Annotated in this window: 11 protein-coding genes and 3 pseudogenes; 3 read left to right on the plus strand and 11 right to left on the minus strand. The window is 59.0% G+C overall.

The window, feature by feature from the left end:
- Positions 1-58: 58 nt before the first annotated feature.
- From DM992_RS40800 to DM992_RS40825, 7 genes and pseudogenes are all read right to left on the minus strand, one after another.
- Positions 59-253: a hypothetical protein gene (locus DM992_RS40800; RefSeq protein ID WP_060098838.1), complete on the minus strand. Its 195-nt coding sequence runs from the start codon at positions 251-253 to the stop codon at positions 59-61.
- A 22-nt stretch (positions 254-275) separates the two neighbouring features.
- Positions 276-452: a hypothetical protein gene (locus DM992_RS42575; protein WP_204356227.1), complete on the minus strand. Its 177-nt coding sequence runs from the start codon at positions 450-452 to the stop codon at positions 276-278.
- 79 nt (positions 453-531) lie between these two features.
- Positions 532-1,152 (minus strand): annotated as a pseudogene (locus DM992_RS40805) (SMC family ATPase); the annotation flags it as partial.
- A gap of 12 nt (positions 1,153-1,164) precedes the next feature.
- Positions 1,165-1,974, minus strand: coding sequence for an IS21-like element helper ATPase IstB (gene istB / locus DM992_RS40810; protein WP_111022007.1), 810 nt, complete (start codon positions 1,972-1,974; stop codon positions 1,165-1,167).
- Entirely contained in the window at positions 1,964-3,481 is a 1,518-nt protein-coding gene (istA, locus tag DM992_RS40815; protein WP_111022009.1) for an IS21 family transposase, read from the minus strand. Before istA ends, istB begins: the two co-directional genes overlap by 11 nt.
- A gap of 113 nt (positions 3,482-3,594) precedes the next feature.
- Positions 3,595-4,269, minus strand: a pseudogene (locus DM992_RS40820) (TrbG/VirB9 family P-type conjugative transfer protein); the annotation flags it as partial.
- On the minus strand, positions 4,266-4,982 hold the full coding sequence (locus DM992_RS40825) for a type IV secretion system protein (protein WP_111021863.1): 717 nt from the start codon (positions 4,980-4,982) through the stop codon (positions 4,266-4,268). The pseudogene DM992_RS40820 and the gene DM992_RS40825, both read right to left, overlap by 4 nt.
- A 2,063-nt stretch (positions 4,983-7,045) precedes the next feature.
- On the opposite strand from DM992_RS40825, the gene DM992_RS40835 reads away from it, so the two are divergent.
- Positions 7,046-7,927 carry a replication initiation protein gene (locus DM992_RS40835; RefSeq protein ID WP_111021865.1) on the plus strand — a complete coding sequence of 294 codons (882 nt, stop codon included), beginning with the start codon at positions 7,046-7,048 and terminating at the stop codon, positions 7,925-7,927.
- A gap of 116 nt (positions 7,928-8,043) precedes the next feature.
- Here DM992_RS40835 and DM992_RS40840 read toward each other — a convergent pair whose 3' ends face one another.
- From DM992_RS40840 to DM992_RS40855, 3 genes are all read right to left on the minus strand, one after another.
- A complete protein-coding gene (locus DM992_RS40840) occupies positions 8,044-9,075 on the minus strand; it encodes a ParB/RepB/Spo0J family partition protein (protein ID WP_111021866.1) in 1,032 nt (343 codons plus the stop codon).
- Positions 9,072-9,731, minus strand: coding sequence for an AAA family ATPase (locus DM992_RS40845; protein ID WP_027791981.1), 660 nt, complete (start codon positions 9,729-9,731; stop codon positions 9,072-9,074). Before DM992_RS40845 ends, DM992_RS40840 begins: the two co-directional genes overlap by 4 nt.
- A gap of 1,296 nt (positions 9,732-11,027) precedes the next feature.
- A complete protein-coding gene (locus DM992_RS40855; RefSeq protein ID WP_239511560.1) occupies positions 11,028-13,469 on the minus strand; it encodes a phage integrase family protein in 2,442 nt (813 codons plus the stop codon).
- A 146-nt stretch (positions 13,470-13,615) separates the two neighbouring features.
- Here DM992_RS40855 and DM992_RS40860 point away from each other — a divergent pair, with 146 nt between their 5' ends.
- Together DM992_RS40860 and DM992_RS40865 are read left to right on the plus strand one after the other, a co-directional pair.
- Positions 13,616-14,272 carry a hypothetical protein gene (locus tag DM992_RS40860; protein WP_111021868.1) on the plus strand — a complete coding sequence of 219 codons (657 nt, stop codon included), beginning with the start codon at positions 13,616-13,618 and terminating at the stop codon, positions 14,270-14,272.
- Positions 14,214-14,417, plus strand: a pseudogene (locus DM992_RS40865) (Bipolar DNA helicase); the annotation flags it as partial. The gene DM992_RS40860 and the pseudogene DM992_RS40865, both read left to right, overlap by 59 nt.
- Before the next feature lie 266 nt (positions 14,418-14,683).
- Here the strand turns inward: DM992_RS40865 and DM992_RS40870 are convergent.
- Positions 14,684-15,904 (minus strand): tyrosine-type recombinase/integrase, encoded by a 1,221-nt coding sequence (locus DM992_RS40870; RefSeq protein ID WP_111021869.1) that lies wholly within the window; start codon positions 15,902-15,904, stop codon positions 14,684-14,686.
- Positions 15,905-16,143 lie beyond the last annotated feature (239 nt).

Genomic DNA, 16,143 nt, shown 5'->3' on the forward strand with positions numbered 1-16,143 from the left:
CTGAGGCCTCAAAAAAAGACCCCACTCTCTTGCGAGAGCGGGGCCGCTGGTCAACGGATTAAATGCAGGGCTTGGGGTGCCCTGCGGGAAAAGTGTGAACTTGGCCATCTTTGCAGATGACCGCGTCCGTTTTCATAGGCGGCCGCCTATTCACGGCCTGCGAAGCCACCGCGTAGCGCAGGGCCGGCGCCGGCGGCTGCGAGCCGCCGTGCATCGCGATCAACAGCATCACCAGGTTCGTCATCCCGTCCATCGAACACTCCTCCGTCGACGATTCAGGACACGACGACAGCCGTAGCGGCCACCGTCACCCAGCGCCCATCAACCAGCACGTCGCGCAGCCGCGAGCCGTTCAGCTCGTAGACGTGCTCCATACCCATGCGGATAGGTTTCGGGCGAACCGAAACCGTCAGGCTTCGATGCAGAGCAACAGACTTGGACTTCAGTTTCATTGCGTTCCTCGAAAAGAAAAAAGGCGAGGAACGCCCCTGTGGGGAACGTTCCCCACCAGGGTTAAAAATGTGTGCTGCACTACCTCGCGAGTGCGGCCACGTCGATGACCGCATCGGCCTCCGCAATCAGGTCGGGCGTTTGCGAGATGAAAAACTCTCGCGCATACCCGCCCTGACGCAGCACCTCGCGCTTCATACGCATGAACTGCACCTTGCGATCAGGATCAAGCGGACCATCCGACTCGTCGCTAAACAGCGTCTCGTACGGTTGTCCCGCGTTACCCGCGATATACAGGGCGACGCCTCGTGTCAGGCATTCGTTGATCCACACCTTCTGACCACCGGACATCACGCCGACCGCTTTGCTGCTGTCGCTCTCGGCGTCGTGCACGAGGATTTCAAATCCCTCGCGCCTGTCACCGTTGGCCAACGTGCGCTGCGTCTGGATCTCGACCGTGAACCGCGTGCCGTAGCACGCAAGCAGCAGGTCGTTCACCGTCTGCGTCAGCGCCGGGCCCGCGTCGTCGATCGTCAGCGCGATCACGCCGTCATTGCCCAGCCCTTTCCCCAACAGCTTCCACTTCGCGATCTCGTCCGAGATGCGCTCTGCGAGTGCCTGCGTCGCTGAAAAACCCTCAAGCTGTTGATGTTCACCCGAAACTGACCCACTTTTTTCATCTAAAACTGACCCACTCCTCAAACAACAGAAACGCTAGTTTGGTGCGTCAATCTCCTCGTCTTCTGCGGGTTTGCTTGTTGTTTTTCTAGGGGCAGCCCGCTTTGTGGGCTGCCCCGCCGTGCTGTTCTTGAAGCGCCACGAATCATTCCCCGTTTCGACTATGTGGCAGTGGTGCGTCAGCCGGTCGAGCAGGGCCGTCGTCATCTTCGCATCGCCGAAGACGTTCGACCACTCGGTGAAGCTCAGATTGGTTGTAACGATGATGCTCGTTCTCTCGTAAAGCTTCGAGAACAGATGGAAGAGCAAGGCCCCGCCTGTTTGCGTGAAGGGCAGATAGCCAAGCTCATCGAGGATCACGGCGTCAACGTACATCAGCCGATTCGCGATCTGTCCCGCCTTGCCCGCTGCTTTCTCGAGTTCTAGCTGATTGACCAGCTCCACGGTTGTAAAGAAGCGGACACGCTTGGCGTGCTGCTGCACGGCCTCGATACCAAACGCGGTCGCAAGGTGTGTTTTGCCAGTGCCAGGTCCGCCAATAAAGACGATGTTCTGCGCCGACTCGCAGAACTTGATCGTATGCAGTTCACGCACCAGATTTTCATCGAGGTTCGACTGACTGAAGTCGAAGTTGGCGATGTCTCGATGAGCCGGGAATCGCGCAGCCGTCATCTGATAGTTGATCGAGCGGACTGCTCGCTCAGCGATCTCTGCTTTCAACAAGGCTTGCATGAACGCCTCCGGAGCAAAGTCGTTGTGTCTCGCCTGAGCCAGCAGTTCCGGCCACGTTTGGGCCATACCATGCAGCTTCAACGCCCTCAGCTGGGCGGCAGTTTCATTCGACATGACCATCCTCCTCGTTTGGGCGTGGGCGGAGCTGTTCGTAGCGGTGAACGTCAGCTAGTGGCTCGATTTGCAACGTCAGTGCAGTTTTGACCTTCTCGCCCTTGTGGGCTGGTGGGGATTTGAGCCGGGCAAGGATATTCAACACGTGCTCCCCGCTGGGGCGGCCTGACTCTAAAGCCAGCTCAACCGCAACTAACACGGCGTCGAGGCCATGGATCGGGGTTGCGGCCAACACTTGAACCATTACGCGATCGCCACCTTCTTGTCGTAGGAGGTGACGCTGCAGGCGCAGCATTGGCTCGGGCATGGTTAGGAACGGTGCACCGTTCCTTAATGCACCGGGTTTCCGCGTTACTAGATTGACGTAATGACGCCAGTCGTAGAACGTCTGGTAGCGGTCAAAGCTCCGAGCATGTCGGGCGATTTCTGCGCCATCTGCCACGATGCTCAGGAAGGCCGGATACGTACGCAAGCTGACGACGTGGTTCGCGTACTCGGTCGGTACGCTATAGCGATTGCGTTGGAAGTGGATCAGGCTGGTTGCTGATACCCGCACCGGCTGCTCGATGTAGCCGTCGAAGGGCTTCGGGTTTTGCATCAACCGCGGCTGTTCGTCTTGCAACGCCTCCGCCACGGTCAACTCAGGCCACTGAGGATGCCTCAGTTCGTGCCATGCCTGACGGCAGCGCTCCGCTAGCCATATATTAAGGACATCGAGCGACTCCCAACGCATCCGGATCGCCTCATGCCAGATCTGGCGACGCCGATCCTGAACGTTTTTCTCGACGACTCCTTTCTCCCAACCAGCGGCCCGGTTGCAGAATTCGGGCTCGAACAGGTAGTGATTGCACATTGCATGGAATCGAGCGTTGATAGCCCGTTCCTTGCCGGGGCCAACTTTGTCGACCGCAGTTTTCATGTTGTCGTAAATGCCGCGACGCGGCACTCCGCCGAACGCGACGAAGGCGCGGGCGTGCGCATCGAACAACATTTCGTGACTTTGGGTGTGGTACCCAACCAGCCAGAATGCCCGGCTTGCAGCGAGCTTTACATGTGCCACTTCGAGGCGCCGGCGCAGCCCACAGATGAAGACGTACTCGCAGCTCCAGTCAAACTGGAACGCGTCCCCATATTCGAATGACATAGGCACAAACGCACCGCGCTGCGGACCTTCATCCCGCTCCTGTTTCCAGCTCCTCACGAATGCGCAGACGCGTTGATAGCTCCCGTCGTAGCCAGCAGCGCGCAACTCCTCGTACATCTGTGTTGCTGTCCGCCGATCCCGTTTCGGACGGCGTGAGTCAGCAATCAACCACTGACGCAGTTGTTCTGCCCAAGCGTCGATAACGCTCTTGCTGGCACGTTTCGGATACTTTGGCTCGCCAGTGGATGGCTCTCGAAGCCATCGCCGGATCGTGTTTCTGGACAGCCCGGTACGTCGAGAAATGTCCCGGAGAGGGACGCCATCGCGGAAGTGCATCCGCCGGATTTTGGCCAACATGCTCACCGTAATCACTCCGGTTCTCCTGCTTGGCGTCCCAAGCAGGCATTCGAACATGTGGGTCAATTTTCGATGAAAAAACTTGCTGCAAACGGGTCACTTTTGGTCGGCTATCAACAGCCATCGTCGAAGACCGTCTCCGGTTTCAGCGAGTTCGTGCCGGACACGGTGTATTCGAAGTTCAGCTTGTCGGGCGGCACACCAATCGGCCCGGAGTCCGATTGACCCGCGCGGTCGACATCACGATCGTCCCCGCCGGCATTCCCGCGCGTGCGCACTTTCGCCATCAGCGAATTCGGGTAGTTGAAGCGGACGTTCTGATAGAACAGCCCGCCGAGCGGCGACGACACAAGCGTCAGCTCGTACTCGCGCTTATTCGTGCTCAGGTGCAGCGTGTTGACGAGGCCCGGCTTTGTCGGCTTGACGTACACGTGATTTGCGCCGTCCGTATCGATGACCCACTGCACCGAGTCGCCCATCGCCGGCTCGCTTATCAGGCTCTCGCCGCGCTCCAGCTCGATCGTCGTGAGCTTCAGCGGAGCCGTCATCACGCGGTAGATCTGGTCGCGGCTGTACGGAAAAACAGCCATGCGCGCGTCGCCAGGCATCGTGATGGGATCAGCGCCGGAGTTGTACGGGTTCACCGGGCTCATCGCGTCGCCGATGATGCTGCCGACATCGAAACCGGGAATCGGCGACACAGGACTCGCGACATTCTTTGCAGCGAACGCATTGGCCGACGCCGCGATCAACGCGAGCGTGCCCCAGGTCAGGAGGGAACGTGGTCGTTTCATGCGCCGGTTTTCTGCAAAGTGAAGAACGGGTAGTAGAGGCCGTACGGATTCGTGCCGAGTACGTCTTCCGCGGTCGGTGGAATGATCTGGTAGCGCATCGTCAGCGCGAAGCGGATGTCGACAGGTTTGTCGGTGGGCGATTGCCGGGTCGAGGTCGTGAATTCGACGACGACGGTCGAATCCTCCAGCAGCGAGACGTTGGTCACCTTCGGTTCGCGGACCAGCTTCGGATTGGTCGTGATCTGGTCGAACGGCTTGTCATCGCTGATCCACGCCGCGAACTGGTTCTTCGCGTTGCCGACCATCTTGGCCTTAACCGCGTTGATGTTCTTGGCGAGACGCGACGTACGGATATCGTCGGTAAGGACCGGCTCGATCGTGAACCAGTGCTCGACGTCCTGTTTGATCGCCGTGCGCTTCGCCTGGTCGTCCGGGTTATATGCAGCCAGCTGCTTGACCAACGGATTGCCACCGGCGTCCGACGAGACGCCATACGACCGGACGACGGACGGCGGCGGCTGACGTGTATAGACGGCACCGCCCGCGATGATCGCGAGGATGAAGCAGAAGGTCTTCCAGTGATTGGCTTCAACGCGCAGACGCGTCCCCTGATCGAAGATGATCTTTTCGGGATCGTCGTTCGAATAGTGGCCGGGCGCCGGAGAAAGGGCGACCTGCTTCTTGTTACGGGGAAAGAGTCGGGGGAATCGCATCACGGAGTTCCAATTGGGACGGATCAATTGGAACAGCCGAGGCCACAACGGCACGTGGGAAAAGAGCCGTCATTTCCGGGACCTTTTCGAGGCGACGAGAAACGCTGGCCAACGGTGCGACTGCGCGCAACCGGTTGAGGGGTGTACGGCGAAAAGCCCTATGAAAATCGCGAGCTTTTGGGTCTTGCGTTTACGACTACATCGATAGAATTAGTGCGCCGTCGTTGCACGCGTTGCACGCAGCACACTGGTGGTGACGAGACGGCAGTCATTCGCAAATCATTGTTTTCGCACGATTCTTGACCCAGTCCTCGTCCGAGGAATCCTGATGCGCCCCTCAACCGGTTGAGGGGCATTTTTCAGAAACAACAACAATTGACGATCAACGATCGTCGACTCCTATGACCTGTTCCAATTCGTGTAATAGTTCGGCCGCTGAGAAAACAGGCATCCCGCGAGATCGCTTGGCCGCGATCGCGCGACATGAGGATCTCCGCGGGGCTGGCTCTCCACCCGTTGTGCTGGGCACGTTCTATCGGGAGCAGTTGGATCAGCAGCTTTGGCCGAGTCAAGCAACGCTGGCCGCGGACTTCAACGTGTCGAAGGCCATTGTCACACGGTCTATCCAAGCCTCTTTGCTTCCGCCCGAAGTGATCGCCTCTTTCGGCGGGCCATGTCAAGTCTCATACCGGACAGCAGAAATCGCTACGAAATTGATCCGGGAAGTTGGTAAGGACCTTGTCACGCGAAGGGCTCTAACCGTGCCGGCCAACATTGCTCCATCGAAAGTGATATCGATACTGTCTACGGGCGTAGTCCAAGCAGGAAACAGTGTTGAACTTCGATTGTCGCTAGCTGCGAACGGCAGGCATCTCAGAATCGATGCGCCTCATATCGACCTCGTGGTTCCCCATCTTCCCCTACTGCAAGATCTGCTGAACGCTCTCCTTCCGTCGGTCCTTCCGCGCAGACGCTGACGGTATTTTCCGAGCGGGTGACAGATTCCGACCTCGAAGGAGTTGCCACACGATCGGTGACATTATCCGACCTAGTGCTTTCGGCAGACTGCCAGAACGAAATAAGTCGCCGCAGCGCAATGGTGACGGTTTCCGACCCAAGGTCTGTCGAGAGGTGACATTTTCCGATCCGCGGCACCAATCCCTAAAGGTGACGAATTCCGACCTGCTGACTTACCGCGAACAGTGACAAATTCCGACCCTCTGACTCCAAGCCTCAAAAGTGACGTTTTCCGACCGGGTACGCTATTCGAAAAGGTGACGCGATCCGACCTGCACGCAGAACTGATGCGTGACAAATTCCGACCCGTTTTGTGTTTTGAGAAGTGACATATTTCGACCTGATGCCGAAGCTCTACTCCTCTTTCGTACGCTGGCATTCGTGCCAACAGTGACGTTTTCCGACCCAAGGCTCCGTCCTTTCTATGACTTTTTCCGACCCGACGCGACGGTTTCTCCGACGATGAACCGCTCCGGGTCATCGGACTGGCCGTTATAGCGCGCGGTAAAGGTGACGTTTTCCGACCCGGCAGTTCGACCCGTCGTTGGCACAGGGGCCTACTCGGCCAAAGGTGAGTGAGTACTTAGTACCTCTTGGCTGGTGAGGTCGGAAAGCGTCACCTTTTGCGCTGGTAAACCCGTCTTTGCGTCCAATCGGAAGTGGTTTGGAGGCCCAGCAGGCGCATTGAGGTCGGAAAATGTCACTTTTCAGCCTTGCGGCATGCGCTGGAGGTCGGTGTTGGGGTGGGTTTTGTTGTATAGAAGCAACTTTCAAACGGTGCTCTTTGTAAGACAGTTTGTAGAACCGTTTGTAAAACCTTTTGTAAACGCTGTGCCCCGCTCCGCACAGGCTTGTCAGTTAAGGCTTTGCCGGGTGTCACAGTCGAGAAACTGTGACGTTTACCGACCTGGAGGTGACGCAATCCGACCCTAAGTAGACACAAAGCGGGCCGGCGGTGACAAATTTCGACCGTTATCCACAACGGTGACTTGCACCCTGAGCATGTCACCTTATAATTGTGACACTCCCCGCTGAAGGTCACCTTTGTGAACAAGAAGGCAAAAACCCGGTCCGAGTCCGCTCAGGTCGAGATCGTTGAGATCGAACCTCTCCAGATCGAGCCGTTGGACGAACCGCCTCTGGACGGTGATGGCCGAGTGCGGGGCACTGTTGCCATGAGCCGAGCGCTGGTCAATGCCCAGCAAGGCCTGACCCTCAACGAGAAGCGAGTCATGATGGCGGCGCTGCGATGCATAGACAGCAAGAAGTCACCGTACTTGCATGGTAAGGGTAACGGCTATGTGAGTGTTCGTGTTCGAGCCGACGAGTTCGCCGCCCTTGCAGCACTTGCTCCGCGGTCCGGCGAGAAGCAGGCAACCGCTGCGTATGAGGGGCTAAAGGAAGGCTGTGCGAGTCTTCAAAAGCGTCAATTGACGTATATGGATGGCCCGAGGAAGGTGGTACTGAATTGGGTGTGGAAGGCGGTTTACCACGAACGAGAAGGATGGGCAGAAGTTTCCTTCTCTCCGGATTTAACGCCCCATATCTTCATGTTGCAGCGGCGTTTCGTCTCGTATCAACTTGAGTTTGCCCGAGGGCTACAGTCACTTTACTCGTGGCGGCTCCTCGAGCTGTTGATGCGAGAGCGGGATCGGGGCAGGCTCCTGATCACGTTGGAAGATTTCCGGCACGTGCTTGAAATTCCGGCGACGTACCGCTTTGCCGATATCAAGCGTCGGGTGATTGAAACCGCGGTGAACGAGCTGAACGCAAAGGCGGATCTTGTAATTTCCTGGACACCGGTGAAGCTCGGCCGCGCTGTGAATTCGCTAGATTTCAAGTTTATCCAGAATCCGCAAAGCCGCCTGGCGCTGGACGGCGAGTTGCCCTTTGAGGAATCAATTGCAGCGGCAACTGCCGGAAGCTGAAGCGCGACGGTCTCGCAGTAGTTCCGTCGCGCTACATTGCTTGTAGTACGGCACGGGATGAATGCCACCCAAGCTGTGTTGCCTACCCGGCGGACACACCTGGGTATCACACATCCCTACTTCAGTTGGTGGCCGTCTTCGGCAAGGAGCTTTTTGAGGGCCGCAACGTATGCCTCGGCTTTTTCGGCCGAACCTAGAGCGAGGTCCAGACGGACCTTCCCGTCGCCCCATTCCTTGATCGCACCGATCTCGGTCCCTTCAACAGTTGACACCTTGTACTGTCGCGAAAGGGACTTACGTGGGGCCCTGCCATTCTCGAGACTTTCGCGTATAGCCTTCACCTTCTGAAACGGCAATTCCTCGTCACGAATGCGCTCGGCAAATGCCAAGGTGCGCTTCTCGTCCGATGCCTTGAGGAACAGGGTGAGCTCGTAGCTAGTTGATAGGCCGAATTGTTTGGGATGCGAACCGATCACGTCCAGGACAGACTGCGGCAGATCCAGAAGCGCGAGAATTTTGCTGACCTTGGATTTGCCCTCCTCCACCAAGACCGCCAGCTCGTCATTCGACTTTGCATGACCCTGATCGAGAAGCTTCTTGTACCCGAGCGCGACGTCCAAAATGGTTTCCTGCTCGCGCTCGTTGTTTGCGGCTCGAGCAAGGCGGTAGAAATCTATCGGGTCGAGGCCTTCGAGAAGCTTCACATCCAACGTCTCGGAGCGATTCCGGAGCGCACCAAGCTTTCGGAACTGGCCGTCGATCAAGATTGCGCGATCCGGAAAGTCGGGGTGGCGTCCGGCGAGTACAGGGACGAGTTGGCCATCTCGGGCCATTGAGGCTGCGCGCGCGGCGATGAGCTCTTCTTTATAGATCGTGCGACTGTTGAGCGGGTTATCGTCGATATGGCCTATTGGCATTGTTATGTACCGCGCCTGCACCTTCCCTGCTTTTTCCAGGCTTGCCAAATACGCTTCTGCAGCCGATCTTGTCGGGGCAGCGACATTCTCGTTGGGCTGATCCAATAGGCTGCTTCGTCCGCTCAATGCTTCATCCACGCGGTCGAACCTCGAAGGTGTCGCTGTCTCTCGCATTGTCTGGTCGCGCTTTACGCCGGCATTAAGCGCCGCAGAGAAGTCTTTCTTGCTCATGCTCGCACCTCGAGAACTTCGAGAATTTCGTCGACAAGATCATTCAGTTCTTTGTGTGCGGCCTTGGCCGAGCGGAGTTGAAGGACAGTAGCGCCAGATACCTCTGCTTCCTTGTACGCGGTGCGGAAGCCAAGCTTCGTTTTCAGCATGGGAAGCTCATCGTCTCCAGCTGCAGCTTCAAAGATCTGCTTCACGATCGTGACGTTCTGGTTCATGTTTGCGAATGAACGAAGCTTGAGATCCGGGTTGCGGATCTGGGCCTCCATACCTAATTTTTTTGCCTCTTGAACTGCCCAGAGATTGCCGCCCGACGCCGCGATGGGAATCAGTCCCAGATCGGAAATAAGGAGGGCAACAGAGGGCGCAGCCGATTTAATGGCAGGCGGACAGTCAATGACAATAAAATCATAGTCATTCACGTACTTTGCAATCTCCCGATCCGGCCTAGGACTTAGCGCCAAGTTCGAAATAGCCGCCGGGTACGGTCGATCATCTGGGGCTGCGCCGACTGAGAGTGTCGCGGTACCCTGCTCATCCAAGTCGACGAGCATGGTCCGGTAGCCTCGCAGGCCGAAGGCGCCTGCGATATTGGTCGAGGTCGTTGTTTTCCCCGACCCTCCTTTCTGGTTGAAGACGGCAATAATTTTCGCTGCCATGCGTTCTCCTTATGCACTTGGGGCTCGGGCAGGAGCAGTTTCTACGTAGAAACTGCGCGCCAAGCGGCTGCCGGGAATATTAGGATGCCACCCGAAAAACATCAAGAAAAACGACGCGCTTTTGAGAAATTCTAGGATCCGGTGCGACAACTCAACCGAGACTTGTAGCGTGGCGTACTTCCCAGGAGTAGTTTCTACGTAGAAACTTGGAGTATGGCCAGCACCACCTTTGGCGGCTTAAAGGTGCACCGGACGGGTCGCGAATCGAACGCAAGCGGGCAATTGCCATTCTCTTGTGCGACCTCTTGAATCGCGTGCAGTTTTTGGTCTTCCGGCCTTCCGCCGCGGCGGGCAGTTTCTACGTAGAAACTGCGGTCGCGTACTGCTGGTTTGAAGGCAACTTTTCGCGGTCGGTGTCCTCGGCGAGGCGCATCGGAGAGCCTTTTTCGGATGCTCAGGAGACGTTCAGTTTCCATATCGAAACTGAGTGGGCCAAGCAATTGCAGACGTCGGATCAATTTTCAACGCGCGCATACTGAGCGTGACGCCGAATGCTCACAGATCGAGTTTCTACATTGAAACTGCGGTCGATGCCGTCGGTGAGGCTCCTCGGAGAATTCTTATCTGATGCTCGGGGGGCGTTCAGTTTCTACGTGGAAACTGAACGGGCCACGCAGTTACAGACGCCGGGTCAACCGACAAAGCTCGCATGCTGAGCGTGATAGCGAATGCTGACAGATCCAGTTTCTACGTTGAAACTGCGACCAGTTTGCACGACGGAAGCAATCGCGAACCGTCTCGCCAGCGGAAAGGATTGCGGAGCAACGACTGATACCTCGTCGTTTGCGGGTTGTGGGATCCAAAGCTCCGATTTTTTCTTATATACTGACTTTCCGCAACGCACCCGCACATGGCCGCAGTGTACTCTCGGTCGCAATGTCCGAGATTATCTGGGGGATCGTGGGCCTGTAAGGACGGAAGTCGTAGATCATCTGGAAGTTCGATAACTCCCACGAAGTTAACTCCGACTTAATCTAGGAGAAATCGAAGGTAGGTCGCCATCGCCAGCGTTGATGGTGTTTCGTCGGACACCTTCAGACTGGCGGCCATAACAGCAATGTTGGCGTCGCAGATACTTCCGATTCTGGGGCGATTCGCCATCAACCGACTTTGATGACCCGAGCCGCACTAAGCTGTCGCTAATCTAAGGAAGGTCTCGGCCTCTTGGTATTGGCGGCCAAGCTCCGCAGTCGCGTAGATCGATGTGGTGTCGAGCGAATCGTGGCCGGCAAAATTTCATGCACTCTCGAGACTCTTGCCAATGGCCAGCGCATGCGACACGAACGTGTGTCGCAGCCAGTGTGGACTGGCTGCGCTGAAGGCCCGGGCATGTGGCGAGTCCTCGCGAAGTGCAGCCGCTGTCGCCATCGCGAAAAACTGCTTGATCGCCTTGTAGAGCTGCACCGGATGGATCGGCCTGGTTTGCCGCGCGCGCGACGCGAGTTCAGGCGCCGGGTCTGTTTTGTTCGCCTTCGCCGCGCGCCGGATCCGGCCGATCTCGGCATTCGACAGCAGCGCGGGGATCAGCGGGGTCGCGGTAGGGCAGGCAAGGGGATCGCGCGGCAGGCCGCGCGATTCCAGGTAGTCGCCCATCAAGTCCAGCACGGCCGGTACCAGCGGCACGAAGCGTTCCTTCGCACGCTTGCCGACCACGCACAGCAACCGGATCGTCCCCAGCTCCGGTCCGGCGTACCGCTCCTGCACGTCGTCCGTGAATGCACCGCATAACTCGGCGCGCCGCAGACCTGTGCTGTATGCAAAGCTCAGCACGAAGCGCATGCGTGTCGCGGCGGCCGTGTCCGGCATCGCGTCGAGCACCCGCATCGCGAGGCGCCAGGCATCGGAGGTCAAGCCGCGCTCGATTTGCAGACGCGACTTTGCGGCTACGCGCCGCTCGTTGCCGGCGGCATCGTGCGTGGTCCCGCTGAACACGCGAACCTTCGCGAACGCGTTGTGATCCAGGTACTGCGCGTCGACCAGCTCACCGAAGAATCTCTTCAGCGCGGACAGCGCGTCCTGCCGGCTCTTGACCGATAGCGGCCCGCGGAACGGCCGCCAGCCGAGGGCATCACGCGGTGCGGTGCCGGCCATCACCCATTGGGTGGCCGGCTGAGGATCGATCAGGAAGCCGTTGATGTAGTCGCGCGCATCATCGGTATCGAGGCTCGACAGCGCCTTGCGCTTCACGAAGATCGCCCAGAGCAGCAGCCGCTCGGCTTCGGTGCGATAGCGCTGCCGCGTATGAGGGTTCTCGTAGTCGGCGAGCCAGAAATCGATCGCCTCGCGGTCGTTGTTGGCGCGGCTGTTGTTCTTGACCAGATTGCGGTGTGTGCCGTGCGAGCCGTCAAGCTCGGGCGGCAGCAAGAAGCGCTCGAGCGGCACGATTGCGGTGACGGGGCCGGCTGCGGCGAGCCGTGGCACCGGCAGCGAGCATTCGGACGGGTGGGTTTGCACGCCGGCGGCCAGCTGCAGGCCGGCGACGTCCCCGTAATGCGCCAGCCAAGCGGTGATGCGGCGCGCGCCGACTTCGCCGAGACTCGGCACGCGTCGGTACCAGCGGTAGCCGACCGCATTGATCGTCTCGACCAGCTTGCCGATCGTGACGAGGCCGACGTCGGCGAGACGGAGCGCGACGGCGGTATCGAACCAGCCGAGCACGTGGTGCTCCGGCCTCGGATCCTCGACCACCAGGCGCGCGAGCGCCTCGAGCGCCGCCATTTGCCTGGCACGCAGGCGCGCGTTGCGCTGCTGCCGACGCAGGGCCGCGCCCGTGTCGGTGTCCGCGCCGGCATGCCGGGCGGCGAACAGGTCGAGCAACTCCTTCTCGGTATAGAAGCCGTCGGGATCGTGCTCGGCGGCAAAGTTCTCCAGCGACGGCGTGGTGTGCGCCGGCGCATCGGCCGCGGGCGCCGCGGCGAGCGCGGCAGGCCGGATCGAGAGCAGCCGGGCGGTCGCGAAGTCCTGGCGCTTGCGCGCCGCGGCGACGAACGCGGTGACCAGCCAGCTGCGCGTCGCGGCGGCCTTGCGGGCGTCGCGCCCGAACTCGAGGTACTGGTCGGCCAGTTCGGCGAGATCCAGTCCTTCCAGATAGCCGCGAAAGAAGGCGAGGTGCTGCAGACCGATCCGGCGCTCAGCGGCCGCGTCGCGGCGTGCCTGGCGCGAGCGCGCCTTGCGGCGGGCAGCCGGCGTGGTCGCGCGGCGCGGCGCGGCCGGCAGCTCGCGGAACTCGACATCGAGCACGTCTGGATCGTCGGCGGTCGTCATGGGCGGATTCGAGAGGAGATACGGAAAGCGTGTTGTTTGATACGAGTCCTGCGGGGCTGCCGCGTCAGCTTGACTTTGACTTCGTCGGCGTCCGATGAAGTAAAGCTTGTACCGGCTCGACGGAGCTGATCCACGCGGAACGTGGTCGGTCGGGTTCAGATGAACAAGATTCGCTTCTCCGATTTCGGAAGGAAGAGTCGAAAATATCGATGTGGAGAAGGCAATGTTGGAAATCTCGGGCGGTCGACGGCATGGATATCGCAATCTCGTGGAACATCGTACAATGAGGCGTGCCTCGCCTAACGGATTGTTTCGAAAAGGCATTTCGCGTTTCATGTGTTGATGTTTCACGAACTTCTTGAGTGAGGCGCGTTTTTTGGTGCCGGAAAGCCCACTGAAAAGGCCGCTCTTCATATTCAACACCAGTTGGGATTTAATTCGTATCGTTTGGTACGTGTTTCGTAGTATTTTCTCGATTCGCCAACGCGCCTTCCAGCCCTAGCGGTTTCCCCTATCCGTCACTCCCACCTTTCGTGTAGTAAAACGTGTGCATAGCTTGCATGGAGCGCGCGATGCGTCCACCACGTTTCCGAAAGGCGGCTACTGACGTGCGTCCGTACGGCGCGCATCGGTTCGACGTGTTCGGTCCCAAGGTCGGCAGGAGGCTGACGTTGTTTGGCCGAAGCGCGCTTCAGCTCTGGCTGCGGCTGGAATCCGCCCCACAAGTGGTTACCTATTGCGAGCGACCGCTGCTCGTCCCGGAGGCAAGAGGGAGGCGGGCTGCGGACTTCTGGGTTTGCACGGACTACGGCGAGCAGCTACATCTGGTTTTGCGATCATCCGAAGCGATGGTCGCTGCAAAGGGGCTTCGTGTGTACCCGGCGCTCGACGCGTGGTGTAGGGCGAACGCGATGACGATGCACACCATCGTCCCGAATCAACTCGACGATCCCGAGCCGCTGTGCCAGAACAGGCTCACGATGTTGCATTACCTCGCGGCGAACACCACAGCAGTCGGAGACGAATTTTCCCGTGCCATCTCGACCGCGTGCGATGGCGGCTTGACGCTGGCCGAATTGGAACAACGGTTTGACGCCCTTCATCCTGAACTCGTGCGTGCCGTCGCGTTTTCATTGGTCCTGAAAGGCATGCTGGACTGGCAATCTTTGCGACAAGCTACCGACCTTGGGCGCCGGAGAGGCACTGCTGATCGGTGAGTCTGTGGTGATGCCGTCGTTAGTCAAGGTCGAGCGTTGCGACCCGCCGCCCTCGTCGACCGACATCCCGTACTACCAGCTCTGGAAGGAAGAATGGAAGCAGCTCAACTTCGAGGCGATCAAGAAGGCTTGGCTCAAGGAGTGAGGGCGAGGCCCTTCCGGATTTCCATGTACCTAGCCTCCATTGCAGGCGGACATCCAGGTCTTTCAAAATTCGACCATACTCGCTATGGGGCAACAATGTGTCATGGGCAGACGGTGCGGCGAGTGATGGAGAAGATCAGCTTTCTGCAGAGCTGACGTTGCTCAACGAAACCCGAGCGACTGCAATGGGTGGTGGATTCAACCGGTCGATGCAACAGCTCGATGAAATTTCCCTGTCGATCAAGCATCGTTGCGCCAGGGTGGGTGCTACCAGCCCATACGATGCTTCTGTTCGGTTTTCTGATGCCGATCATCATCGTCGGCATGCAGGTACAGGCTCGTCGTAGTGAGCGAGACGTGTCCGAGGTTGTCGCGGATCATGCGCAGGTCGACATCACAATCCGCCATGTGCGACCCTGCGCTGTGGCGCAGCCAGTGCGCCGAAGCGCGCTCGAGCTGGGCTGCCCGTGCAGCGTACTCTTCACCGCGCATACGCAGCTTTTCTGCCGCGCCCGCAAAAATGCCCTTGACGATCGTGTGCAGGGCCGCGCGCGTGAGCGGTGTCGTGGGCTGGCCGAGCGGCAGCACGAGCGGGGTGTCCTCGTGCCCTGCGGGCAATAAGGGCAATAAGGGCAATAAGGGCAATAAGGGCAATAAGGGCAATAAGGGCAATAAGGGCAATAAGGGCAATAAGGGCAAACCGCATTCGCGCCGGTAGTGGCCAAGCTCGATCATCATTTCGGTCGAGGCGGGCACTAGGCGTGCCTTGTCCCCCTTGCCAGTAATTTCGAGCCACCAGCGCTCGTGCCCCCCGGCGTCGCGCCGGCAGAAGAAGTCCCCCATCGTGTTGCCGCTGACTTCCGAGATGCGCAAGCCACCCAGGTAGAGCAGAGTGAAGAGCCACCGCGCGCGCCAGTAGCGTGCGCGCTCGCGGTCTGTGTCGCGCGGCAGACTGTTGATGTAGAGCTTGACCTCCTGCCAGAGGTCAAGCTCGAGAAAACGCGTGACGCGCGGCGCCGCTCGCCGTGCGCGCTGGCGTGAGAGTGACAGCGGGTTGCCGGCGAGGTAGCCCGCGCCGACAAGCCACGAGAAAAGGGCGTTGAGGATCACCATCGCTTGGCGCTGGCTAGATGCGGCGAGCGGCCCGTGGAAAGGGCGCCAACGTGGATCGTCACGTGCAAATTTGCGTCCGGCGGCAACCCAGCGGTCGCGCGGCTGTGGGTCGGCTAGGAAGCGCTGGTAGCCAAGCAGATCCTCGTGCGTGAGCGACGACAGCGGCTTGCCAAGCTGGACGATCGACCACAGCAGCAGCCGTTCGCCTTCCTTGCGGTAGTTCTCAAAGGTGGTTTTCGTGTCGGCGACGCGCGCCAGCCACGCGCGAACGGCCGCAAGATCGTCATCGGCGGCGATCTGGCGGCGGCCAGTGGCGCGGTTGACGCCGGTGCGGCCGTTGTTGCCGTTCGAAGTTTCTGCTAACAGTGACCACAGATACTGCTAGCGGGTAAATCAGTGGCAACGCCGCCAGCAAAGGCTGAGAGCGATTTTTTTCGTGTCCGCACGCGTTGCGCTCATGCAACAAAGGGGGGATGTATGTGCGAAGATTTTGCTAACGCACCTTCAACGGTTTGCATTGTCATATGTGGCTCACGAGCGGCGTAATGAGGAAAGTCGCTCGTGACACGAACATGGCGTGCATGTAACCGATGATCAACAAATTGGGTGCGTGC

It is taken from the genome of Burkholderia sp. JP2-270 (assembly GCF_003233675.1).
GTDB lineage: Bacteria > Pseudomonadota > Gammaproteobacteria > Burkholderiales > Burkholderiaceae > Burkholderia > Burkholderia pyrrocinia_C.